Source organism: Candidatus Paceibacterota bacterium, assembly GCA_041660505.1.
GTDB lineage: Bacteria > Patescibacteriota > Minisyncoccia > Phycocordibacterales > JACRKE01 > JBAZWG01.
The window spans coordinates 584,031-606,220 of record JBAZWG010000001.1 but is presented as its reverse complement, the minus strand read 5'-3'; the positions used below and the strand labels follow the sequence as shown (position 1 = coordinate 606,220).

22 protein-coding genes and 2 rRNA genes are annotated in these 22,190 nt (G+C 46.4%); 1 reads left to right on the top strand and 23 read right to left on the bottom strand.

Going from position 1 to position 22,190, the window contains the following annotated elements:
• Window positions 1–54: 54 nt before the first annotated feature.
• From WC764_03250 to WC764_03205, 10 genes are all read right to left on the bottom strand, one after another.
• Window positions 55–681 (bottom strand): hypothetical protein, encoded by a 627-nt coding sequence (locus WC764_03250; GenBank protein ID MFA6006714.1) that lies wholly within the window; start codon window positions 679–681, stop codon window positions 55–57.
• Window positions 682–961: 280 nt separating this feature from the next.
• Complete coding sequence (secF, locus tag WC764_03245; protein ID MFA6006713.1) at window positions 962–1,876, bottom strand: protein translocase subunit SecF; 915 nt, start codon at window positions 1,874–1,876, stop codon at window positions 962–964.
• A gap of 30 nt (window positions 1,877–1,906) precedes the next feature.
• Window positions 1,907–3,325, bottom strand: a complete 1,419-nt coding sequence (gene secD, locus WC764_03240) for a protein translocase subunit SecD (GenBank protein ID MFA6006712.1) — start codon at window positions 3,323–3,325, stop codon at window positions 1,907–1,909.
• A 63-nt stretch (window positions 3,326–3,388) separates the two neighbouring features.
• Entirely contained in the window at window positions 3,389–3,967 is a 579-nt protein-coding gene (locus WC764_03235; protein MFA6006711.1) for a hypothetical protein, read from the bottom strand.
• Between the two features lie 28 nt (window positions 3,968–3,995).
• Complete coding sequence (locus WC764_03230) at window positions 3,996–4,682, bottom strand: transposase (GenBank protein ID MFA6006710.1); 687 nt, start codon at window positions 4,680–4,682, stop codon at window positions 3,996–3,998.
• Window positions 4,683–4,723: 41 nt separating this feature from the next.
• Entirely contained in the window at window positions 4,724–5,623 is a 900-nt protein-coding gene (locus WC764_03225; GenBank protein MFA6006709.1) for a bifunctional 5,10-methylenetetrahydrofolate dehydrogenase/5,10-methenyltetrahydrofolate cyclohydrolase, read from the bottom strand.
• A gap of 123 nt (window positions 5,624–5,746) precedes the next feature.
• Window positions 5,747–5,884, bottom strand: a complete 138-nt coding sequence (locus WC764_03220) for a hypothetical protein (GenBank protein ID MFA6006708.1) — start codon at window positions 5,882–5,884, stop codon at window positions 5,747–5,749.
• A gap of 53 nt (window positions 5,885–5,937) precedes the next feature.
• Window positions 5,938–7,110 carry a serine hydroxymethyltransferase gene (gene glyA, locus WC764_03215; GenBank protein ID MFA6006707.1) on the bottom strand — a complete coding sequence of 391 codons (1,173 nt, stop codon included), beginning with the start codon at window positions 7,108–7,110 and terminating at the stop codon, window positions 5,938–5,940.
• A 25-nt stretch (window positions 7,111–7,135) separates the two neighbouring features.
• Window positions 7,136–8,041: an NAD-dependent epimerase/dehydratase family protein gene (locus WC764_03210; GenBank protein MFA6006706.1), complete on the bottom strand. Its 906-nt coding sequence runs from the start codon at window positions 8,039–8,041 to the stop codon at window positions 7,136–7,138.
• A gap of 12 nt (window positions 8,042–8,053) precedes the next feature.
• On the bottom strand, window positions 8,054–9,397 hold the full coding sequence (locus WC764_03205; GenBank protein ID MFA6006705.1) for a sugar transferase: 1,344 nt from the start codon (window positions 9,395–9,397) through the stop codon (window positions 8,054–8,056).
• 18 nt (window positions 9,398–9,415) lie between these two features.
• On the opposite strand from WC764_03205, the gene WC764_03200 reads away from it, so the two are divergent.
• On the top strand, window positions 9,416–10,402 hold the full coding sequence (locus tag WC764_03200; GenBank protein ID MFA6006704.1) for a glycosyltransferase: 987 nt from the start codon (window positions 9,416–9,418) through the stop codon (window positions 10,400–10,402).
• A gap of 19 nt (window positions 10,403–10,421) precedes the next feature.
• Here WC764_03200 and WC764_03195 read toward each other — a convergent pair whose 3' ends face one another.
• The 13 genes from WC764_03195 to WC764_03135 all read right to left on the bottom strand — a co-directional run bounded on the left by WC764_03195 (window position 10,422) and on the right by WC764_03135 (window position 22,189).
• Complete coding sequence (locus WC764_03195; protein ID MFA6006703.1) at window positions 10,422–11,012, bottom strand: hypothetical protein; 591 nt, start codon at window positions 11,010–11,012, stop codon at window positions 10,422–10,424.
• A gap of 468 nt (window positions 11,013–11,480) precedes the next feature.
• Window positions 11,481–12,602 carry a rod shape-determining protein RodA gene (rodA, locus tag WC764_03190; GenBank protein MFA6006702.1) on the bottom strand — a complete coding sequence of 374 codons (1,122 nt, stop codon included), beginning with the start codon at window positions 12,600–12,602 and terminating at the stop codon, window positions 11,481–11,483.
• Window positions 12,603–12,604: 2 nt separating this feature from the next.
• Window positions 12,605–13,390 carry a hypothetical protein gene (locus WC764_03185; protein ID MFA6006701.1) on the bottom strand — a complete coding sequence of 262 codons (786 nt, stop codon included), beginning with the start codon at window positions 13,388–13,390 and terminating at the stop codon, window positions 12,605–12,607.
• A 79-nt stretch (window positions 13,391–13,469) separates the two neighbouring features.
• A 5S ribosomal RNA gene (rrf, locus tag WC764_03180) occupies window positions 13,470–13,577 on the bottom strand.
• Between the two features lie 70 nt (window positions 13,578–13,647).
• Window positions 13,648–17,452, bottom strand: a 23S ribosomal RNA gene (locus tag WC764_03175).
• 370 nt (window positions 17,453–17,822) lie between these two features.
• Entirely contained in the window at window positions 17,823–18,500 is a 678-nt protein-coding gene (locus tag WC764_03170; protein MFA6006700.1) for a hypothetical protein, read from the bottom strand.
• Between the two features lie 36 nt (window positions 18,501–18,536).
• Window positions 18,537–19,133: a hypothetical protein gene (locus WC764_03165; GenBank protein MFA6006699.1), complete on the bottom strand. Its 597-nt coding sequence runs from the start codon at window positions 19,131–19,133 to the stop codon at window positions 18,537–18,539.
• Between the two features lie 102 nt (window positions 19,134–19,235).
• Entirely contained in the window at window positions 19,236–19,520 is a 285-nt protein-coding gene (locus tag WC764_03160) for a hypothetical protein (protein MFA6006698.1), read from the bottom strand.
• A gap of 200 nt (window positions 19,521–19,720) precedes the next feature.
• Window positions 19,721–20,188, bottom strand: coding sequence for a hypothetical protein (locus WC764_03155; protein ID MFA6006697.1), 468 nt, complete (start codon window positions 20,186–20,188; stop codon window positions 19,721–19,723).
• 198 nt (window positions 20,189–20,386) lie between these two features.
• Window positions 20,387–20,767: a 50S ribosomal protein L7/L12 gene (gene rplL / locus WC764_03150; GenBank protein ID MFA6006696.1), complete on the bottom strand. Its 381-nt coding sequence runs from the start codon at window positions 20,765–20,767 to the stop codon at window positions 20,387–20,389.
• A 71-nt stretch (window positions 20,768–20,838) separates the two neighbouring features.
• Window positions 20,839–21,360, bottom strand: a complete 522-nt coding sequence (gene rplJ / locus WC764_03145) for a 50S ribosomal protein L10 (protein ID MFA6006695.1) — start codon at window positions 21,358–21,360, stop codon at window positions 20,839–20,841.
• 151 nt (window positions 21,361–21,511) lie between these two features.
• Window positions 21,512–22,012, bottom strand: coding sequence for a hypothetical protein (locus WC764_03140; GenBank protein MFA6006694.1), 501 nt, complete (start codon window positions 22,010–22,012; stop codon window positions 21,512–21,514).
• A gap of 39 nt (window positions 22,013–22,051) precedes the next feature.
• The gene (locus tag WC764_03135; protein ID MFA6006693.1) at window positions 22,052–22,189 is read right to left on the bottom strand and encodes a hypothetical protein; all 138 of its coding nucleotides are present in this window, start codon (window positions 22,187–22,189) and stop codon (window positions 22,052–22,054) included.
• Window position 22,190 lies beyond the last annotated feature (1 nt).

Here is a 22,190-nt window from a genome sequence, read left to right as displayed (position 1 = left end):
CTCCTCTACGCACAAGCGATGAGGACGGCCGGGGCTGTTCGTTTTTATTTACGTCTAAGAGCTCTTTTTGAGCTGTTCTATTTTGCGATTAACTTCGGCCAAATCTTCTTGTTTTTTGGCCAATAAATTGGTGCGATTGCTTATGTGTAGGTCGTGATCATCTTCTACTGGTACTTTTGACCCGAACCATTTACGCCAGAAACCCGGGGCATTTTCCGCTTTCTTCTTCTCGTAATCCTGTTTCTCATTTTCAAGATCTTTTATCGCCTCTTCTATTCTGACCTTTTGCATATCAAGAACGACATCCATTCCAGGCTGGGTTTCTGCCTCCGTTTGGCGATTTATTAACTGTGCCTTGGCTTGTTTAACAAGTGCTTGTTCTCTTTGTTTCTTTTCGCCTTCCTCAATCGCCTTGGCCTCTTCCGCCGCTTCAGCCATTTCGGCAAGTCGAGCAGCTTGCGTGTTTTCCACCGGGACTTGTTGCTTTTCAGTCTCCGCAACCAACATGGCGGCTTCTTCTCTTTCTTTTTTAGCGCGAAGCGCTTTCATTTGTTCTTTAAGATTCGCGGCCTGTGTTTTCTCTACCGGTACTTCCTCTTCCGACATCTTCGCAAGGACTTCGCCGTTAGCCACTACGTTAACCGGCGTTTCTTGTTGTGCTTGTTCTAAATTCCCTGCCATAAAATTATGTTAGTTACGCGCAAAAGCGCTATGGGGTTAGCATAGCGCCTTGTGGCTTAACTTTCCAATAAGTTATTAACAGGTCTAATGTCGTCAAGGACTCACCTCTTCCCGTCGCCTTGCTCCTCCTCGAGGAGAGACCTTGACGCCTGAAGTCATTCCCTCTCCTTCGGGGAGGGACAAAGGGAGGGGCTGGTCGTCTGAGGTGAGACCTCCGCCTCCCGCCTGCCACACGACCTGGCATGTCGGGCAGGTTGCCGGAGGACTCACCTCGCCGTCGTTATTTCTTGCCTTTCGCCAGCTTTTTGTCCTGCATTTCTTTGATCAAGATAAGCAAAGGCGAGGCGAGGAATATTGATGAGTAGGTGCCGAAGAAAATACCGACGGTAAGGAGCAGAGCGAAGTTCTTGGTTGACTCGCCACCCGCGAACAAAAGGACCAATAAGACCAATATGACCGATAGCGAAGTATTTATAGAGCGGCCGAATGTTTGATTCAAACTCTTGCCGACAGTCTCTGTAAATTCTGTCTTGGGGCTACCCGTGCGCAAGTTTTCGCGGATACGGTCGAAGACGACGATGGTGTCGTGCACAGAGAAGCCGACGATAGTTAGTATTGCAGTCACATAGAGCACATCTATCTCACCGCTCACATAGTGATTAAAGACGACGAAGAACCCGGTCGGTACAATAACGTCATGCAAGAGAGCGACAACCGCCGCCAAGCCGTACTTCCACGATGAGACAGGGTACGAAACTTTGCGAAAAGCAAAGGTGATATAGAGCACGATTAGCAATATCACGAGCAAGACCGACCATAAAGACTTGGTACGCAACTCTGCGCCAATGGTTGGGCCGATAGAGTCGAACTTCTTCTCTGTCATTTGTATCGTACCATTATCAGAAAGAGCTTTTATGAGAGACTGTCGCTCCGGCTCGGCAAGAGACCTTGTTCGCACTATCACATCTTTATCTCCCGCTTCCTGAACTGTCGCTGCGCCAAGGTTAAGCGCCTCAACTGATTTCTTTACCGTCTCAATGTCGGGGCGTACTTGATCATAAGCGACTTGGAGCACCGAGCCACCCGTGAAGTCGATACCAAGCTTGAGCCCAAACTTGGCAATAGCGCCAAAGCTTAGCACCACAAAGAGCAAGCTAAGGCCGAGGAAGAATTTGCGATATTTTACGATATACATAATTTTGACAGAATTAAAGAATTAAAGAATTTAAGATATATGAAAACCATTGCTGACCAAGAATCGAGACAGTTTAGAATCTTTGAAGCGGAGGGTCATCAAGAAGATGCGAGTAACAGTGATGGCGGTGAACATACTGGCCAAGACGCCGACGCCGAAGGTAAGAGCGAAGCCTTTGACAAGCGAAGTGCCCATCCAGAACAAGATTATAGCGGTAATCATACTCGAGACGTTCGAGTCACGAATTGAGTTCCAAGCACGAGCGAAGCCTTCACGCACGGCGGTCTCGATGGTCTTGCCCGCTTTAAGTTCTTCCTTCGTACGTTCGAATATCAGAATGTTGGCGTCGATTGCCATACCCATGGATAGGATAAATCCAGCAATACCGGCGGCACTCATGACAACACCGATGAGTTTAAATAATGAGAGCATCAGCACTACATAGATAGCGAGGGCGATGACTGCAAGAATACCAGGCAAGCGGTACCAGAGGATGAGGAAGATGGCGATAACGATGAAGCCAATGATACCGGCGTTCACATTCTTGTTGAGCACGTCCTGCCCAAGCGAAGCACCCACGGTCTGGGTCGAGACGAGCTCGATCGGTACCGGCAAAGCACCGGAGTTCAAACGACCAACTAATGTCTGCGCTTCTTTAATACTGAAGCCGCCAGAAATCTGGGCTTTGCCATCAGTGATAGCTTCGCGGACGACCGGCTCTGTAATTGACCGACCATCAAGGAATATACCGATCTGTTTGCCAACATTGTCTTGCGTCATTTTTGCAAACATCTTTGATCCTTCGCCAGTGAATTCGACGGCAACAGCCGGCGATATCGATGTCTGATTGCCGAAGTCGAGTGACGCGCTCTTGATATATTGCCCCGTAAGTGCGGTGTTTACATAATTAGGAGTTTGCTGTAAGAGCGGGTTTGGCGTAATAGGTTTGCCCTCTGCCTTTTCTTGCTCCTTTTTGACATACGCCGCGATGATAGCATCCTTCTCGGGACCGGCCGGACGCTCGGTTTTAAATTCCAGAACCGGCGTCTGGCCGATAATAGCAATAGCCTGATTAATATCAGTAACGCCCGGCAAAGCAACAATCAGCCTGCGATCACCGCTGATGCTTGTCTCTGTTTGAACAATCGGCTCGGATACGCCGAGTGCGTTCACGCGATTTTCGATAACACCGCGCAAAGCCGTCATGGAGTCATCCGGCGACTGGGTAACGAGGCGGCTCAAATCTGCCTTGTAAATAAGTTCTGTCCCGCCCTTGAGATCGAGCCCGAGCTTGAATTTAAAAGATGATTCGACGGGTGTAACGACTGCCGGCGTGCTGGTGCCGGTAGGAGTCGTCTTCATCGTAACCTGCTCTGTATCGTAAACAAAATAACCGAGTGCGACAGCCACGATGAGTATAACAAGGGCCGAAATGCGTGTTTTTACCATAAAGCTATTACTAGTAGATTAAGCCACTAGTATATAGATTTTCCCGCTTTTTGCAATGGAAAGTTATGCTTCTTCTTCCGAGTGACTAGAGCTATCGTAGCTTTTATTAAGCGCCTCTTTCACGCCGAGTTCCTTACCCTCTTCAAGGGGAACTTGCAGCCACTTTGCTAAACGTCCTACATATTTAGGAATTTTGGGATTATACAACGGATGTACCCTATTTGTACTCAACCCAGGGGTTAGAGGAACTTTATTTCCACTTTTTAACAACAGGTACACACTCCACATGTCGCCTTTTTTCCGGCGTTGTCCTTCGTATTGGCTCGTCCAGATTTTTTCTATATCAGTGATTGTATACGATTTCTGCGTTTTTTTTGTAATTTTTTTCTTAATAATAATCAGTTTGTTCTGCGATTTATCGAATTCAAAAGTTAACATTTCTATTGTCCATATTAATGCAAATGCATACGCTGACACGAACAACAGAGAAGCCCAAATTTCTGGCCGCTTGAATTGTCCGGGAACAGAGAGAAACCAGACAAAAAAAATAGCCAAGGCACACATAATTACAGCCATGAGCATCGGGATAAATTCGTAATCCTTAAGAAGGATAGTCGTTGATGTTTCTTTTACTACTCTCATAACTTTTGGACATCTCATGTCCAAGAAATTAGTATTCTAATAAATTAAGATCTTTTAGTTCATTTTGCTCGTCTTTTGTCTCGTGCATAAGTTCGAGTGAATCTTCACAGAAATCCGTATACTCTTTTCTATTCTTAAACTGATCAAGTATAACATCTTTCTGGCAGAATCCGCCACTCCCCGCTTCATACTCCCCGTAACTCTTCCGCACCAATTTTGAAACTTTGGAAGTTTCACTTCCAATTTTATGCACGCGGTCGTTTAGGTTTACATAGGCGCTCACATGGAGTAAATAGTCGTTATCTTCCAGGTGTTTCGCTTTAAACAATCCCTGAAAAAGCGACCCGGAGCGTTTGTGCCTCTTATTAAAATATTTCGTATAACCGGTTCCCAGACGATGCATGAACTTACTAATACCATCTTCAACAACTGGTGAAAGTATCATGTGAAAATGATTGGGATTTAAGCAATATGCGATAATTTCTACAAGGGCTTCATTCTTCTTTGTTAGTTCTTTGGATGTTTCACTTCCAATTTTCTTGTATTCGTAAGTGTTTTCGAAAATACTCCCTATCGGCTTGAGCGAATTGAACTGGATCAAACTTTGTATAAATCGGGCGGAATCTTTTTCATCGACCACAATACTGCGTTTTTCTACGCCCCTATTGTAAACATGGTAGTACTCTTCCTCGGCAAACTCTAAATTTATGTGCATGCTCCATATTATAACTTTTTGGAAGTGAAACTTCCAATTTTTTAAAAAGAGTTCTGGGCTTTGGCGAGTTCTATCAGGTTTTTGAAGAGCATAGCTACAGTCATTGGGCCGACACCGCCGGGGACGGGGGTAAATATTGAGCATTTGGGCGCACAAGCCGGGTCGGCATCGCCAACGAGCTCCGCTCGTTGCCCCGAGGAACTCGAGGGGCGGTCTTCCGACTCCCTCGACTGCGCTCGGGACGAGTCACTTGTGCCGGCATCAATGAGAATGACGCCTTGCTTGACCATTGCCGGCGTAATCAATTTCGCCGAACCGACACCGGTGATAATAATATCGGCTTCTCGCGTAAGCTTAGCCAAATCTTCTGTCGATCTGTTGGCAATTACAACTTGCGCACCTTCGTGTTCCAACCAAACCGCCGCAGGTTTACCGACAAGCTTGCCTCGGCCGACGACGACCGCCTTCTTGCCGGCAACTGACACATGCGCGCGCCTTAATATCTCGGCAACAGCACCAACAACTGGCGGCAATATTCGTGACGTGCCGGTGTTAAACTTTTCTATCGCTTCTTGCGAGAGCAAGTCGACATCATTCTCGGCTGGAATCTCTGCGAGGATCTTTTCTGTATCAAGTTCTTTCGGTAACGGCAACTGCACAATGATACCGGTAAAAGCATACGGGTCGTGATTCATGTCGGCCACGATGTGCGCAAGTTCTTTTTTCAGCGCTTCTTCCGTAATGCCTACATCAAATTTCTTGGGTTCCGCATTAATGCCGAGCGAATTGGCAAAGGCCATTTTCTTGCGAACATATTGCGAAGAAGCCGGGTGCTCACCCACTTGGACAATTACAAGCGTAAGCGGCGCATTCATACGGCTCACCTCTTGTGTAAGCTCATATCTAATCTCTTCAGCTATTTGGTCTCCGGATATAATCATATATTTTAGAAGGTTTAACCTTCTATATGCCCAAGGTTCAACATTGGTAGTGTAACAAAATTAGGCTAAAAACAAAGCGGTCCCGTCTGCCACCTGGCGAGACGAGAACCGCAAGGCGAGGGATTAGGAGAGCTCGGCAAAATCTTTTTCGGACTGCGCGAGCTCGGGGTAGGCTTGTGCGGCCGTCACAATCTCTACCCGACCCGTCTGAATCTCGCCCTCGATTTCGAGGGTCAAGATGTAGGCCACCTCTTTGGTCACATATCACCTCCCTTCTAGCATCGGTTATAAATTATACCACACATCTGCGCTTTTTACGAGCGCAAGACTTTATCAATCTTCTGCGCGATCTTCTTCGCATCTTTTTCTTTTGCTCCTCTGGTCGTCTCAGCCGCCATACCTATTCGGATACCCGATGGGTCTACCGGCGAACGCGGGTCAAAGGGGATGGTATTTTTATTAACGATAATCCCCGCTTTTTCTAATCTCTCGCTCGCCTCTTTGCCACCAATACCTTTACCACCGAGCCACGTATCAACGAGCGCAAGGTGCGTGTCTGTACCGCCAGAGACTATTCGCCAGCCGAGTTTGGTGAGTTCATTGGCAAGAACTTTTGTATTATTAATTACCTGCGCGGCATACTTTTTGAATTCTTTGCTCTGCGCCTCTTTAAGGGTTACTGCTACCGCAGCAATCTGATTCAGATGTGGCCCGCCTTGGAGTCCGGGGAAAACGGCTTTGTCTATTTTTTTATATAATTCTCGCTCATCCATTTTACTGAAGATAAGCGCCGAGCGTGGACCGCGCAATGTCTTGTGCGTTGTTGTCGTTACAATGTCTGCATAGTCGAACGGTGACGAATAAGCACCGCCGGCCACAAGACCGGCGAAGTGCGACATGTCTACCATGAGATACGCCCCACAGGCGTCGGCAATCTCGCGGAATTTCTTGAAGTTTATGACCCGCGGGTAGGCCGTGAAGCCGGCAATGATAAGCTTGGGCTGTTCGCGTTTAGCCAGCTCCATCAGCTCGTCATAGTCAAGCTGTTCCGTTTCTTTAGACACGCCGTAGGGCACCTGATGCCAAATCTTACCCGTCATTGAGACCTTATGCCCGTGAGTTAAGTGTCCGCCGTGTGCGAGCGACATACCCATCACTTTCGCGCCCGGCTCTACTAGCGCCAGATAGACTGCAAGGTTCGCCGGCGAACCGGAGAGCGCCTGTACATTGACCGCCCATTCAGTATCTTTAAGTCCGAATGTCTTGAGCGCTCGCGCTTTACACAAGTCTTCGACTTTATCCGAAATAATATTCCCGCCATAATAACGCGCGCCAGAATATCCTTCGGCATATTTATTTGTCAGCACCGAGCCTAGTGCTTCGAGTACATCTTTAGAAACGTAATTTTCTGACGCGATTAGATTCACTACCGACTTCTGCCTCTTTGTTTCCGCTTTTATCAAGTCTTTGATTTCTTTGTCTTTCATGATTATTCGTTAATTCTAAAATTCATTAATTCTGTTCTGTGCCATATTTCCCCTCCTCTGTTGTGATTGCCTCATATGATGTGTAATTAAATTTATATTTAAACTTTTTTGTGAATTTACTGCCGTCTGCAAGTATCGAACTAGTGAGCCGCGATGAATTATTGAAGGGGACGAGTTTCCTGACTGCCTTCGAGACCGCAACCACTTTCTTGCCAAACGTGGCGGCGATACCGCTTGCCGGCACCGTATCTTCCGGCGTGATATTAAAGACTTCGTACCTGTCGTTCAACTTATTAAAAGCAAGAAGTCCGATTATATCAACAAGATCGTCTTCATGCACGGCTTGGAATATTATACTGTCCGGATCGCTCATCACAAGAGGCAAGCCGCCGCTTTTGAATAAACCGAGTGTGCCGAAAAAGTGCTCTTGTTGCCATCCACGAGGTCCGAATATTATCGGCAAGCGGAGTATAAAAGTCTGCGTGTGCTTACCCGACCCACCATAGAGCTTCTTTACCGCATGTTCAGACGCCACAACATCCAACCCATATCTATCGTCTGTGGCACGCAACGGATCGTTCTCGATAAAATATCTATCGGAGATATTGCCGTAGCCGTCGATAGCACTTAGGTAGATAAATTTCGGAATTTTTTGGCGAACGCAGTAGTCAAAAACATTATTCGCCATCTCTTCATTACCCGAAGCCGCCCACGCACAATGCACAATAACATCCGGCTTCACACTCCCGAGAATACTGAACCAATCTGATTTCCTAAGGTCACCTATGCACCAAGTTATGCGTGGATGATCTATTTCTTTTGGTTGATCTTTTATATCCAGTGCAAGAATCTGCACATCAGGACCTTCCTTGAACTGATCCGTCAACATTCCTCCGATATATCCTGCCGCTCCGGTAATTAGAATTCTCATTTTATTTTCCGATTATGAACCCGGCCGAGACAGGAGAATCTGCACCGTGCGCAGCATAACCATAAGGTCGAGCGTGAGTGAACGATGTTTTAGATAATATAGATCGTAAGATAGTTTCTCGCGGGTTGCCTCAACGGCAGTACCATGGTGAGGATCTGTCGCCGCGTTGATCTGATGCAACTGCGCCCAGCCAGCAAGACCGGGGGCAATCACGTGGCGGACTGGATAGAACGGTATCTCTTTGGTGTATTGTTCGACGAGAGGCACCAGCTCCGGCCGTGGACCGATTACAGAGAGATCGCCCATCAAAATATTCCAGAGTTGGGGCAGTTCGTCGAGACGCGAAGCGCGCAAAAATGAACCGACACGCGTTATGTGCAGCTGGCTCTTCCCGCCTTCATATTTGCCCTGATCATTTCCTGTCATACTGCGAAATTTGATTATCTGAATAGACCGGCCGCTCTGTCCGACACGCACTTGTTTGATAAAAATCTTTCCGCCATCTTCGAGTTTGATTGCCAGAATAATAAATGGGTAAAAAACGAGCGACATGATCCCGACAACAAAAGAGATTAAAACGTCAATGATTCTCTTGAACGCATCATACACCTTCTGCTCGTAGCGTACGTGGGTAAAGAGCCAAGTGTTGGTCACGTGCGAAAGAGGTATCCGGCCGAAGAGTTCTTCATAAAGCCACGAAGGATTCACGAATCTTAATTTAAGAATTTCTTCGGGAGTAAATGACGAGAACAATGCCTCGGCGTGCGAACCTCGCATGTCTACTATCACCACCTTCGCGTGGACCCGCTTAAGCTCGGCTTTGAGCTCCTCAGAATTTTTTCCTTCATAGAGCGCGGCAACAACGTGCATTGATGGATTATTATTCAACTCATCAAAAATCTCTTCGTGTTCCGGCGTCTTGCCCACAACAAGCACTGCCTCATTCTGACGATGAGAAACGCGAGGCCAAATTATTACTCTCCATGCATACACCAGGAGATAAGAAATGATTGAGATTAATATAAGAGTCGTCTTGGGTGTTACACCTTGAACAGAAATGATGTAAAAGAAGATAACAGCGGTAAGAGTGTTAAGTGCCGTCGCCTGAAAGAGGGTCGTGGGCAAGTTCTTTTTGGCGGAAACCGTTGACCTCCCGTAGAGGTTATAGATAAAGAAGCCGACTATCCATAAGGCGAATACGGGGACAAAGAAGTAGATATTGAGCAAAAGCGTGTAAAGTATCGGCACTTCGCCGTTGCGGATAGTGAGGGATAAAACGAGGGCTACGAAAAACAAAACGATGTCCCCCGCCATCAGCTTGATGGCCATTTTCTTGCCAATGTTGAATACCTGCATATAGTGTATACTACTCCAATGAGCAGAAAAAAGAAACTCCTATTCCTAATAACCAAATCCAATTGGGGCGGTGCCCAGAGGTACGTTTATGACCTGGCTACCAGCAATTTACGAAACGAATATGAGGTAAGCGTGGCGCTCGGCGGTGATGGCGAGCTGTCTAAGAAGTTAAGTGAGGCAGGGGTTACGGTACACAAAATCGAACGGCTTGGACGAGATATTCATTTTACCGAAGAAGCTACGGTATTATGGCAACTTATAAAATTATTCTGGCAAGAACGTCCGGATATCGTGCATGTTAATAGCTCAAAGATTGGCGGATTAGGAGCATTCGCCGCGCGAGTTGCCGGAGTGCCAAAAATAGTTTTTACCGCGCACGGCTGGCCGTTTAATGAAGCGCGTCCGTGGCCACAGCAACACATTATTAAATTCTTCAGTTGGCTGACGGTATTTTTCTCGACCAATACGATTGTTGTGGGCAAAGCAGACGAGAGAAGTTGCTGGCGCTGGCCATTTACAAAAAATAAAGTCTCACTTGTCTATAACGGCATCGGACCAATTAAATTCGGCACGGGCGCAATAATACGCAAAGCCTTCCCTGCGGGGGTAAAAATTACTGGCACGATTGGCGAGCTGACAAAAAACAAAAATCAGATTTCTCTTGTCAAAGAAGCCGGAAATAATCCAGATATGTATGTGGCGATAGTCGGCGAAGGCGAAGAACGCAATAATCTTGAACAAAAGATTGCAGAATATATGCTGCAAGATCGCGTGAAGTTATTCGGCTTCGTACCGGCAAGCGAGGCATTGCCCGGTTTCGACACATTTACCCTTCCCTCATTAAAAGAGGGTCTGCCGTATGTATTATTAGAAGCAAAAATGGCCGGCCTCCCGATTATAGCAAACAGAGTTGGTGCAGTCGCAGAAATCTTAGACGCGCCCAACCTGCAGGAATTTACACTAGAAAAAATGGTAGCCAAAACCCGCTCGGTGTACGAAAATTGATTCGCAATATTTCCAAATCTTAATACGAAGTACTGTTTTTGATAGCTGAAGTAACTTCAAATAGAACGGAATTACTGACTGCGCCGTCCGAAGATCGTTTAATGCGGAAAAGGAAAGTCTTTCCGGGTGTCGCAGGACCTATTATTCTGTTGCACGTTGGAACGGTTCTATCACACACCTGAAAATATGGATAGTCAGCAAGCGGAATAGTAATACCAGACTCGATAGCGGGTCTTACATAATCCATCCAGCGGCCAGAAGAAGGAGACTGTATTTGTATCTGATCGTTTAGACTAAAACCTGTGCCTATGAAAGTAACATGTGTTCCCGATAGACCGCTTGATGGCAAAATGAACTGAACGAAAGGCGTAGTAGAATTGGCGGTTTTTGTAATCAAAGCATTGATTTGTTTTTGCAAACTTAAGGCACCTTGAAGCAAATTTACCTTGAGTTGCAGTTGTGCAATTGTAGTACTGGGAAGTAGGTTAACTTGCTCCAATATCGAAGCGACGCTTGTTTTCATCTCAAGCAACGTTGCTGCATGCGCGAGCATGGCTCCTGACACAAAAACGAGAGCCGTGAGTAATAGACCTGCGATATACTTTTTCATAGTAATTTGCGCCCAGAGAGGCAATTATTTTACAATGAATTAATTCTACCCCTCCCCACGAAAATTGCAAATTTAATTACTCTTCTTCGCGAGGATGCCCAACAGAATAATAACGATGAGCACAATGCCTCCTAAGATGTAGAATTCTGTCATAATTTGTATTTAGTTGTTCATATACTAATTTTTTGCTAATACCACCGCACATATCCAAGACAAAATGGCAAACACAAGACCCATAATCGCCGTAAGCCCGCCTTCCTCGCTTGATAGTAATGGTCCAAGAAATGCTGAGGCGAAAAAGACCTGGCCTAGATCCTTTGATATGTCGTACAGAGCCTCTGTTTTATATAGACTTTTTACTATGGGCCGTTCCATTACTTTAATTCTATACCTACTGAAAATTTATAGCAACACATGCCAGAGGTTCGACCTTATAGGACATCTGAAAGGTCGAACCTCAAATGCGGGTTAAATCCCCAAAAATTCATTCTTCATGTTATCCCGGTGAGTGGCGCGGGCGTACCGACGCATGCTCATTATCATACCAAGACCTAAATACTCCACTATCAGGTGAGTACCGCCGTAGCTCATAAAGGGCAAGGTGATACCGGTGACAGGCAAGAGGCCGACGTTCATTCCTGCATTTATTGCGAAATGAGCCATAATAAAAATACCATAACCGGCGCAGAACAACGTCTCAAAATTGGTTCCGCTAACGAAAGCGTTCGCAATAATACGCCAGGCGATAATCCCGTAGCAGATAAGAAGAAGTGATACGCCCATGAATCCCCATTCTTCTGCGAAAGCCGCAAAAATGAAATCTGTCTGATATTCTGGTAAGAATTTAAGTCGGGACTGTGTGCCGAAACCAACGCCTTTACCCAGTATTTGCCCCGAGCCAACAGCAATTTGAGATTGGAATGCATTGTACCCGGATCCGCGCACGTCGCGAAGGGGGTCGATGAAGTTTAGAATTCTGTTCTTCTGATATGGTTTAAAAATGAAAAGCCAGAGAAGTAAAAAAGCGAGGATTCCGGAGCCGATAAGAGTAAAAAAATGCTTCTTCGATATACCAGAGACCATGGTCATACCGAACCAGATTATCAGAATAATGATAGCGGAACCGAAATCCGGCTGAAGGAGCACGAGAACGAGTGGCACAGCCGCATAGAGCCCGGAGATGAATATGTGCTTAAAGTTCGCTATTTCTATGTGACGGCGGTGAAAGTATTTCGCCAGAATTATGATAAGGAGGATCTTTACGAATTCACTCGGCTCTATGGCAAAAATACCGAAATGAAACCAACTTGAGGCTCCTTTGATTTTTGCTGCGGCGAAGAGCCCCAACAATAATAGATTTAGAAAAAGATAACTAGCAACAAGTATTCGCGGCCGCTTGGCGAAACGCCAGTCTATCCTAGTTGCAATAAAAAAAACAAAAATGGAGGCGAGAAGCCAAATAATCTGCCGGATAGCAAAGTAATTCTGGCCGGTGAATGCGTTCATTGTCAGGATACCCGCACCGACGATTGGCAATGTTGCAAAGAATAATACCCAGTCAATTCCGCGCAAAAAAGCCTTTATTTGCATGTTTAATTCCCCGAGACAATCCCCTGATTGTAATGTAAGTATAGCTCTAAGTTAGCCGGATTCTCTGTGAATCGATTCGGCCAAGTGAAAACGATTGGCACCTCTGCCCCGCCCTTGATAACATCGACGAATGTGGAACTTGCGCCAGTAACATTACCATTCGAGTCGTATAATACTGCCACTATCCTGATAGCATGGCCATCGGCAAGCGACTCGTTCGCCATAGACGCAGTAACACTATTGCCGGTAGAATCGTCGAACTGTTTCGAACGGATAGTAAGATTAGGACGAGCATCCGAGGCGACCCTAATCTTGCGCCACGGGTAACCTTCGCTCGGTTTCTTGAGTTCAAGGAATGCTCTTACGGGCACAGCATTGCCAACATCGACGTTTGGCTCGTAGAGCGCAAATTTCTCACCCGGGTTTATAAAGGTACTCCCTTTACGCTCGACAATCGGGCTATTCTTGGCATCATAAAGCCGGAAGGTGTAGTCTACTTTAGACAATCCCGCTGTCGGGTTAGGATTCTCTATATACGCGACTGCGTCGAATTGCTGGGCTCTTACCGGCAATACGCGGCTCCAGCGGACAATCGGATCGTTTACAGCATTAGGGCAAAAGTTATTGCACGGCCCGCCGCAGTCTACTCCCTCCTCGCCCTGATTCTGCTTGTTGTCGAAACACGACAATGCTGGCTTGTTAAGCAACAAAGCCAAACCGGCGAACATTCCCAGGAACACAAAGAGTATTAATAATACGATTAGTTGTCGTTTAAGCGACCAAGACATATGCAGGTAGTATAACTCTAAATCATAAAAACACAAAAGCCCGACATAAAGTCAGGAAAATTTTAAGTTAAATAATTAGTTCTGGCGGCTAGCTACTCTCCCCCGTTAGGAGTACCATCGCTTCAAGAGGGCTTAACTTCTGTGTTCGGAATGAGAACAGGTGTGACCCCTCCGACAAACCACCAAAACTAAACATTCAACTTTATATTTGCAGGTTTTAAAAGAAAAAATAATTTAAGTTTCGACGACTTCCATATTTCCTAATAGGAATGGACTTATTAGTATGTCTTGGCTCAACATCTTGCGATGCTTACACCGAACACCTATCAACGTGATCATCTCTCACGAGTCTCATAACGAACATTAATCTTGAAGTTGGCTTCTCTCTTAGATGCTTTCAGAGATTATCCTTTCCCGACTTAGCTACCCTGCGGTGCCCTTGGCAGGACAACAGGTAGACCAGCGGTCAGTTCACTCCGGTCCTCTCGTACTAGGAGTAAATCTTCTCAATGTTCAACGCCTGCAGTAGATAGGAGACCAACCTGTCTCACGCATGTATTCACCGTATTGCTACGGGCATGGACTATAGCTTCATCTTTCTCACAATAAATTATGAATGAAGATGGCTGACGTTTAGTCTCTACGGGTCGTCCAAAATTTAAATGTTTAAATATTTAAATATTAGAAATTCCCTAGGTGTGATCCGCATGGGACTCCACCGATATAAGTCAGCTCTATCATAGATATCTCTATCTACGACCGCCGTGATTCAAGTAAACAGTATGATGTGGTTTGTTGTATATCATATTCTCGAGGGTTCAGACGGTATAAAACCCACTGTTTAAATATTTCAAAATTTAAATATTTAAATTTAGGTGCTATACGGTCTGAACCCAGCTCGCGTATCTTTTTAAATGGCGAACAGCCATACCCTTGGGACCTTCTCCAGCCCCAGGATAAGATGAGCCGACATCGAGGTGCCGAACACTGCCGTCGCTATGGACGCTTGGGCAGTACCAGCCTGTTATCCCCAGGGTAGCTTTTGTCCGATAATCTTCCACCGCCTCTAATGCGCATGGTCGGTTCACTATGTTCTGCTTTCGCATCTGCTCGACATGTACGTCTTGCAGTTAAGCTGGCTTGTGCCATTACACTATCGCCACGGTTTCCATTCGCGGCTAGCCAACCTTAATAAACTCCTCCGTTACTCTTTAGGAGGATAGCGCCCCACTAAAACTGCCTACCAGATACTGTCTCCGCAAGGTTTATCCTTGCAGGTTAGATTATACACTTCATAAGAATGGTATTTCACTGACGGATCAAGCACAACCGAAATCATACTCTCAAATCCTCCCATCTATGCTACGCAGACAAAACGTATAATCAATATCAAGCTACAGTAAAGCTCCTGGGGTCTTTTCGTCTATCTGCAGGTAGCCGGCATCTTCACCGGCACTGTATTTTCACCGAGCAACATCCCGAGACAGTTCTCCAGTCGTTACGCCATTCGTGCACGTCGGAACTTACCCGACAAGGAATTGCGCTCTATATGTTACCAATGCCTTGCGACATGGGTTTTGTATTTCTACAAAACTCTCGTAATCGCTTACGAGTACGGACTATATCTTCATAATCTTCTCCGTGAGGAGAATTTCATGTCCAGCGTTCAGTCTCTGAGGGGTCGCCGTAGAGGCGACTTCCCTGCTGCTCATCTGTATAAATGAATGTACAGACTCTACAGCATATAGCTAGATAAGGTAGCGCTATCGTCTTTGACTTGCATTAATGACTTATTATGACTAATTTATCTACACAGTACTCTAATTGTCCCAATTCTTTTCGAATTGTCTTGCGACCATCCGAAAACCTTAGGACAATTATAGTTATTGCCGACATTCACCAGGGCTTACGACGAACAGCATACGCATCGCGCCAAGCGCGATGCAAATTTAAATATTTAAATATTTAAACTGCATCACACGCAGTGTGATGCGCACACGGTCACCGGTTGACCTTCTGGCATTGGTCAGGCGTCACCCCCTATACATCCTCTTACGAGTTCGCAGGGAGCTGTGTTTTTGATAAACAGTCGCCAGAGAAACTTTTGTTGTAGCCCACTTGCGTGGGCAGGCCTTATTCCGAAGTTACGGCCGCTTTTTTGCCGAGTTCCTTGGGATGCACTCACTCGTTCGCCTTGGTCTGCTCGACCTGACTACCTGTGTCGGTTTACGGTACGGTTTTTCTGTAGTTATCTTTAGAAACTTTTCTTGGAAGCGCGCTTTGCATGATCTCCTTTGACGAATCGCGGAATCTTCACACACCTTCACCGTCGTCATTAAAGACAGACTCCCGGATTTTCCTGGGAATCAAGGCGGATGCGCAAACACAAATCCATAATGCGCCATGCATACTACACTTCGTCATTTCATCAGACTACAAAAAAGTACAGGAATATTAACCTGTATTCCATCGGGTCCGACATTCGTCATTCCCTTAGGACCGACTAACCCTTCGCTGATTGACATCGCGAAGGAAACCTTAGTCTTTCGGCGTAGCGTGTTCTAAACGCTATTGCGGTTACTTGTGCCAACATTCGTACTTCGTGTCGCTCCACCACGGGTCACCCCTTAGGCTTCACTGCGGACACGAAAACTCTCCTACCACTCAAGGACTTCATTTTTGCCCCAAGGTTCAACCTTAGGCATTCAAAAGGTTGAACCTTCTGAATTTGCAAAAATGAAGTCCTCAAGTCCTCACCTTCGGTACTACGTTTGAGCCCCGATTATCTTCGGCGCGAAGTCTCTCGATGAGTGAGCTATTACGCTTTCTTTCAAGGGTGGCTGCTTCTAAGCCAACCTCCTCATTGTCAACGAAACTTCACCTCCTTGTGATGCACTTAACGTAGATTTAGGGACCTTAGATTGAGATCTGGGCTGTTCCCCTTTTGACCAACGGAGCTTAGCCCCCGCAGTCTAACTGCCACGCTTTTAGCATGTGGTATTCGGAGTTTGATAGGTCTCGCGATCTTTCGACCTGTCGAGACCTTCCAGTGCTCTACCCCCACATGGAACACGTGACGCTAACCCAAAAGCTATTTCGGAGAGAACCAGCTATTACCAGGCTCGATTAGCTTTTCACTTCTTACCACAAGTCATCCCAATGCATTGTACGACATACGGGTTCGGGCCTCCCCATCGATTTCTCGATGGTTCACCCTGCTCATGGTAAGCTCGCTCTGGCTTCGGGTCTTACATGTACTACACCCCTGTAAACAGGGTGACGCGCTATTAACACTTGGTTTCCCTATGACTCCTCGCGGGTTAACGCGATTAGCCTAGCAGTACATATAAACTCGTTGGCTCATTCTTCAATAGGCACGCCGTCGCGGCATGGCTTGCGCCATCCGCTCCGACTCCTTGTAAACATATGGTTTCAGGTTTATTTCAACGCCCTCACCGGGCTACTTTTCACCTTTCCCTCACGGTACTAGTTCACTATCGATCTTTGAAAGTATTTAGCCTTAGCGGTTAGTGCCGCTGACTTCCCCCAAGCTTATCATGTCCCGGGGTACTCAAGAACAGTAATTAGAGACAACATAATTTCATCTACAGGGCCATTACCTTCTGTGGCTCGACTTTCCAGTCGATTCGATTATTATGCTGTTTTGTAACTCTACTAGAATAAATTCTATATCACTGCCTTATAACACCGAAGTTTTTCTTGCGAAAAAATTCGGTTTGGGCTTCTCCCTTTTCGCTCGCCGCTACTTAGGGAATACAACGAATGTAGGATGTACTGCGGACTATACCGCACCACATCCCACATTCGAATACATTTTGTTTATTTTCCTCCTGGTACTGAGATGTTTCACTTCCCAGGGTGTGCGATCTCGTAGAATTAGTACGAGTCTCATGACTCATCGTCATGAAGGTTTCCCCATTCGGACATCTCCGGATCAAAGGTTGCTAGGCACCTCCCCGAAGCTTATCGCAGCCATGCTACGTCCTTCATCGCCTTTCAAAGTCTAGGCATCCACCATATGCTCTTATATTTCCTATTAGGAAATATGAAAACCGTCTTTGCTTAATTGTTTTTTTCTTTCTTTTTCCTGCCCATCTTCATCATGGTAGACCCCAATAAAATTGGTTAACACCAGTGATGCGATGGAATTAAATTTTCAAGTTACGGGTCGTTCTGATGAATCTCTCACCCGCCTCACCGGCGGATTGTCCCTCTGGGACAAAAAAAATCGCTTGTGGCGATTTAAGAGTACGCACAGATGCGAATCTCCTTAACCGCTGCGTTTTTTGTTGAGGATTTTTTGCATATCTGGATGGAGTACATCTTACAGGAAAGTGCTATCGAAGTCAAGGATTTTATACCCAACAAAAAAGCCCTTATTTCTAAGGGCTTTTTTGGAAGATAGTTTCTATTATTCGTTGATCTCGTGGCGGAGCTTTTTAAGATAGTCCGCGGCTGTGTCTTTGCCTCCCAAACCGAAGGCAAGGCCGATAGCGAGCGAGAAGGCTGCAATGATGCCCGTGAAGAGGGTGTGGATCAAAGCTGACGCGACGCCGATCTGGTAGAGTGCCACAAGTATCGTAAAGATCCATACCGCCCATTTGGTGAGGCCACCGACAAGGTGGGATGAGGGGAGGCCCATCGTCCTTGCTGAAGCCACAACGGTCTTCTTGAGGAAGTTCGCAATGACTGCGCCGAAGAGCAACATGAGCGCCGCGGCAATGAGATTAGGGAGATAAACAAGCACCTGACCCAGGAAATCATTGACCTGTGTAAGGCTCAAAATATTCAGGCCGGCAACGAGGAAGACGATGATAACAAACCACTTCACACATTCACCGAGGAAGCGTCCGCTATTCAGCTTCATGTCGGCATGGGCAAGTAAATCCTTAAGACCGAGCCCTTCCAAGAACTTATCGAAATCGATTGACTTAAAGAAGCGCTCAATCAAATTACCCAAAACGCTGCCGATTATCCAACCGGCGATGAACACGATTATCGAAACGAACACGCGTGGAACGAAACGTATGACGCCGTTACCGATGTCGGTAAACGTCATATACAAAGTGTCACTCCATTCTTGCCACATATATAATTATAGTTAATTACTAGTGACACTAGTATACTACACTACAAGCTTGTCAACCACGACATCATGTGGATAGTCGAGGATATCGCGGATGAGCTTATCGTACATTCCCAATCTATATTTATATTCTTCTGTCTCAAAAATAGAATATGTGAGCTCGTGGCCTATCTCCGCCTCCATTGTTCTGATAACATTCTCGATTACCTTTTTGCGCAGAGCATCGCCTACAATAAGTAAATCTGCTCGGCGTTCTTCGAGCTTCATAAAGACGCCTGACACGATAATAAGCTTGAGTTGACCAGTGCCTTTGAATCGTTCGACTATCTGTTTCTTCGTGAACGGTTCGGTATTGAATAACAAGTGTTTGACTGACTGTAACAGTTGGAAGTCGGGGTTGAGCTGGAGACCATTCGCGCGCTTGCGGTTTGCCTTCTCCCCTGTCCAGAACTTGCGATCTTTAATAAAGCCGATCTTGAGCAAATTCTTAAGCTCGCGCTTGGCGTTCTTGATCTTGATCTGGCTACGCGCCACCACTTCTCCTTCTGTAAATATATAATCAGGATTAGCCAAGAAAAGCCGCATCAGTTTGACTTTGTCTATGCCTCCCAATAGCGTCCCCAAAAGTTCTATCATAGGCTGGTTATACTACACGATTTCAGGGAAAATTCAAAAGCCCCCGACACGTGTCGCATCGGGGGCTTCCTTCATGCTATTGGCCCGGCATGAAATCGGGGTCTATTCCCGCGCGGAGCCGAGATCCTCGTCGAGCATCTCGGCGGCCTTCGCGATAGACACCTCGCCAGAGGGCAGTGCCTTCAGGCGAGAGATGATATCCGGACGACCGAGTTCTGCCGAGAGGTTGTTGCACGCCTCTTCGACAACAGGGCTGATGAACATCAGCAACCCGTGGGGCAAAAACTCGCTCGCCTCCAACCTTTCGGTAAAGGCGTTGCGGGTGTTTCCCGCCACAGACTCTCGTTCCAGGACGAGAAGAATGGAATTCAGTTTTCGACTGCTCATTCCTGACTCCTTTCGCTCTTTCCATCATAATTACAGGATCACTAAAACTATATAATATAAATTGTACTAAGTCAAGTATCAAAATCAGCCTCTCTGCGTTATAGTATGTACGGCGTTTGGAGGGTTCGCCCTCTCACGGCTCTCAAGCTGTAGCCAAGCGCCGACAAAACACATCACTTAAAACGTGGTGTTTTTTGTTTTTAGTCTTCTTCGGGAACGCCATCATGTAAAATCCTCGATTTTGTGATTTCGTTCATGCCCCAGAATGGTATCAAGCTCCAAAAGAAATACTGCCCGCTTTCTATTTGTTTTAAAATAACCCTAACGCGATTTCTTTTGACCACTGCAATAAATTCATAGTAAGTTACGAGTTTTAAAATGCTTTCGGTTCTCCCGTGCATACGAACGCGTTCAAACTTTTTTGTTTCCTGAATGCCCTGTAGTGTATGCGATGCTTTGAGAATTTCTGGCGCAAGCGAGAGCAATTTAAATCTCATGTATTGGTCTTCGATATTACGCGGCTTTTCGTGACGCTTAAATTTAAGATGTTCAAGACCTGCTGCTGTGAAAGAAACTTTTGCTTTGAGATACGGACAATAGACTTCGCCAACTGACTTATAGAAAGCTTCACCTTTTTCTTTTACCAACTCAAAATCTGAAGTAATCATTACGGGTTATTGTAGCAAATTCCTAACCGAGCCACCAAGGTCTCACCTCTGTCCTGTCGCTCTATGCGCGACTTGGGTTGGCCTGAGGAGAAACCTTATTGGCTCAAAGAGAAAATCCGCCCGAAGGCGGATTTTCTCTTTTATCTTTCCCCTCTCCTTGGGGGAGGGGTCAGGGGTGGGGCTGAATTTACTTGAGTGTTACTTTAGAGTAACTTTACCTCCCGCTGTCTCGATCGCCTTCTTGGCGGCTTCGGCTTCCTCCTTCTTCATGCCCGCTTTGAGCATGACCGGGGCACCGTCTACCATGTCCTTGGCTTCCTTTAAACCAAGACCGAGGATGTCTTTAACTGCCTTAATGACGGCAACTTTCTGTTCGCCGGCCGAGGTGAGCTCAACGTCGAACGAAGTCTTCTCTTCTGCCGGAGCACCTGCTGCGGCTGCGGCCGGAGCGGCCATCATTGCGGCTTGGGCAGTCACACCGAACTTCTCTTCCAAGATGTGCACGAGCTCTGAGAGGTCGAGCACACTCATCGTTTCGATCTTGCTGACGATGTCAGCGAATTTTGCTGGAACTTCCATAATATTTTATTGATTAATTTCCTCCGACGCTCGCCTCTGGCGAGGTACGGAGAGCCGACCGAAGCGTCGGCTTAATTTTTAGTTTTCGACACGCCATCAAGAACACGCACAAATGATCCGGGTACTTCGTTGAGTGTTCTGACAAAGCCTTGAATCGGCGCGTTCATGACGTTCACCAATTTGCCGAGGAGCTGTTCGCGCGAAGGAATCTTGGCGAGCGCCTCAACTTCGGCGATGGCAAGATATCTGCCCTCCAACATACCGCCAGCCACACCAAGCACATCCTTGAACTTCTTGACGAACTCCGCGATGCCTTTTGCAGGAGCAACTGCGTCCGTACTATAGGCCACTGCCATCTCGCCTTCGAGCTCAGGCAAGGTGCCCTCTATCTTTGCATCAAGCAGTGCGCGCTTGACCAAAGTCTTCTTCGCGACGTAATAGCCAACGCCCTGTTCGCGAAGCGACTTGCGCATCGCGTTCTGGTCGTTCACCTTAACGCCTTTGAATTTGACGAAGACGAGCGATTGGGCGTCTTTAAGCATCTCTGCCAAGGTCGCCAATATCTCTGTCTTCTTTTCTTTGTTGATTGCCATATTTGTAATAAAAAACGGCCAAAAAATAATAGCCGCTGTAATCGACCTGCCCGACAGTGCCAGTCGTTGGCAGGCGGGCCTCGGAAGGACTTATGGATGCCTTCTTTCTACGGCTTACATCGGCTACTATAGCACGAACTTTTTATGAAGTCTACTCCGCGGTAAAGCTTGCAGAAATGGGTTGATCCGAAGAATCTTTCATGATAGCGGAGGCAGAGTAGTCGAGGGTATCTGAACTGTACGGCACTAACGCAACGAAATATGATGAGCCGGACTCAGTGGCGCGTTGCAGCGGCACAACCGCCAAACTGCTTCCGGCGGCGAAATGTTTAGCGCCCAATACCTTGCCCGTGGCGCCGTTGTTGTTATCACGTACCTCTACCCAAACAGTCTGGTCGGCGGTTATTGTAACCTGTACGCTTTTACCCGCTGGCTGATTCTCTACACTGACGCTATTCAGACCTTGAGTGGAGACGGGGTTTGACTCGCTGACAGACGCTTCTTGTTTTGTGACCTCGCTTGTACTTGTTGCCTCACTTGATGGCTCGTTGTTTATTTCCGCTGTCTTGCTGTACCAGAGCAAACGACCGAATATCAAGCCGATGAAAATGCCTATGATAGCGGTGAGAACGAGTTTATTCGAATCGCTCATATATTTAGTTTTTAGTTTGTAGTTATTAGTTTTTAGTAATCACTTGGCGGTGTAGGAAGGCGCTGTTTGAGTAGTGTCCTCATAATCTGTCACGTACTTGGTAATACCCAAAACTACCACAATGATAACGATAAATGCAATAGTGAACTTCCAAAAGGTGTGGTCTAAAAATTTCATG

Coding starts and splice junctions, on each gene's coding strand:
- WC764_03250 (MFA6006714.1), bottom strand. CDS start 681: ATGGCAGGGAATTTAGAACAAGCACAACAAGAAACGCCGGTTAACGTA.
- secF (MFA6006713.1), bottom strand. CDS start 1,876: ATGTATATCGTAAAATATCGCAAATTCTTCCTCGGCCTTAGCTTGCTC.
- secD (MFA6006712.1), bottom strand. CDS start 3,325: ATGGTAAAAACACGCATTTCGGCCCTTGTTATACTCATCGTGGCTGTC.
- WC764_03235 (MFA6006711.1), bottom strand. CDS start 3,967: ATGAGAGTAGTAAAAGAAACATCAACGACTATCCTTCTTAAGGATTAC.
- WC764_03230 (MFA6006710.1), bottom strand. CDS start 4,682: ATGCACATAAATTTAGAGTTTGCCGAGGAAGAGTACTACCATGTTTAC.
- WC764_03225 (MFA6006709.1), bottom strand. CDS start 5,623: ATGATTATATCCGGAGACCAAATAGCTGAAGAGATTAGATATGAGCTT.
- glyA (MFA6006707.1), bottom strand. CDS start 7,110: ATGAAAGACAAAGAAATCAAAGACTTGATAAAAGCGGAAACAAAGAGG.
- WC764_03210 (MFA6006706.1), bottom strand. CDS start 8,041: ATGAGAATTCTAATTACCGGAGCGGCAGGATATATCGGAGGAATGTTG.
- WC764_03205 (MFA6006705.1), bottom strand. CDS start 9,397: ATGCAGGTATTCAACATTGGCAAGAAAATGGCCATCAAGCTGATGGCG.
- WC764_03200 (MFA6006704.1), top strand. CDS start 9,416: ATGAGCAGAAAAAAGAAACTCCTATTCCTAATAACCAAATCCAATTGG.
- WC764_03195 (MFA6006703.1), bottom strand. CDS start 11,012: ATGAAAAAGTATATCGCAGGTCTATTACTCACGGCTCTCGTTTTTGTG.
- rodA (MFA6006702.1), bottom strand. CDS start 12,602: ATGCAAATAAAGGCTTTTTTGCGCGGAATTGACTGGGTATTATTCTTT.
- WC764_03185 (MFA6006701.1), bottom strand. CDS start 13,390: ATGTCTTGGTCGCTTAAACGACAACTAATCGTATTATTAATACTCTTT.
- WC764_03170 (MFA6006700.1), bottom strand. CDS start 18,500: ATGTGGCAAGAATGGAGTGACACTTTGTATATGACGTTTACCGACATC.
- WC764_03165 (MFA6006699.1), bottom strand. CDS start 19,133: ATGATAGAACTTTTGGGGACGCTATTGGGAGGCATAGACAAAGTCAAA.
- WC764_03160 (MFA6006698.1), bottom strand. CDS start 19,520: ATGAGCAGTCGAAAACTGAATTCCATTCTTCTCGTCCTGGAACGAGAG.
- WC764_03155 (MFA6006697.1), bottom strand. CDS start 20,188: ATGATTACTTCAGATTTTGAGTTGGTAAAAGAAAAAGGTGAAGCTTTC.
- rplL (MFA6006696.1), bottom strand. CDS start 20,767: ATGGAAGTTCCAGCAAAATTCGCTGACATCGTCAGCAAGATCGAAACG.
- rplJ (MFA6006695.1), bottom strand. CDS start 21,360: ATGGCAATCAACAAAGAAAAGAAGACAGAGATATTGGCGACCTTGGCA.
- WC764_03140 (MFA6006694.1), bottom strand. CDS start 22,012: ATGAGCGATTCGAATAAACTCGTTCTCACCGCTATCATAGGCATTTTC.
- WC764_03135 (MFA6006693.1), bottom strand. CDS start 22,189: ATGAAATTTTTAGACCACACCTTTTGGAAGTTCACTATTGCATTTATC.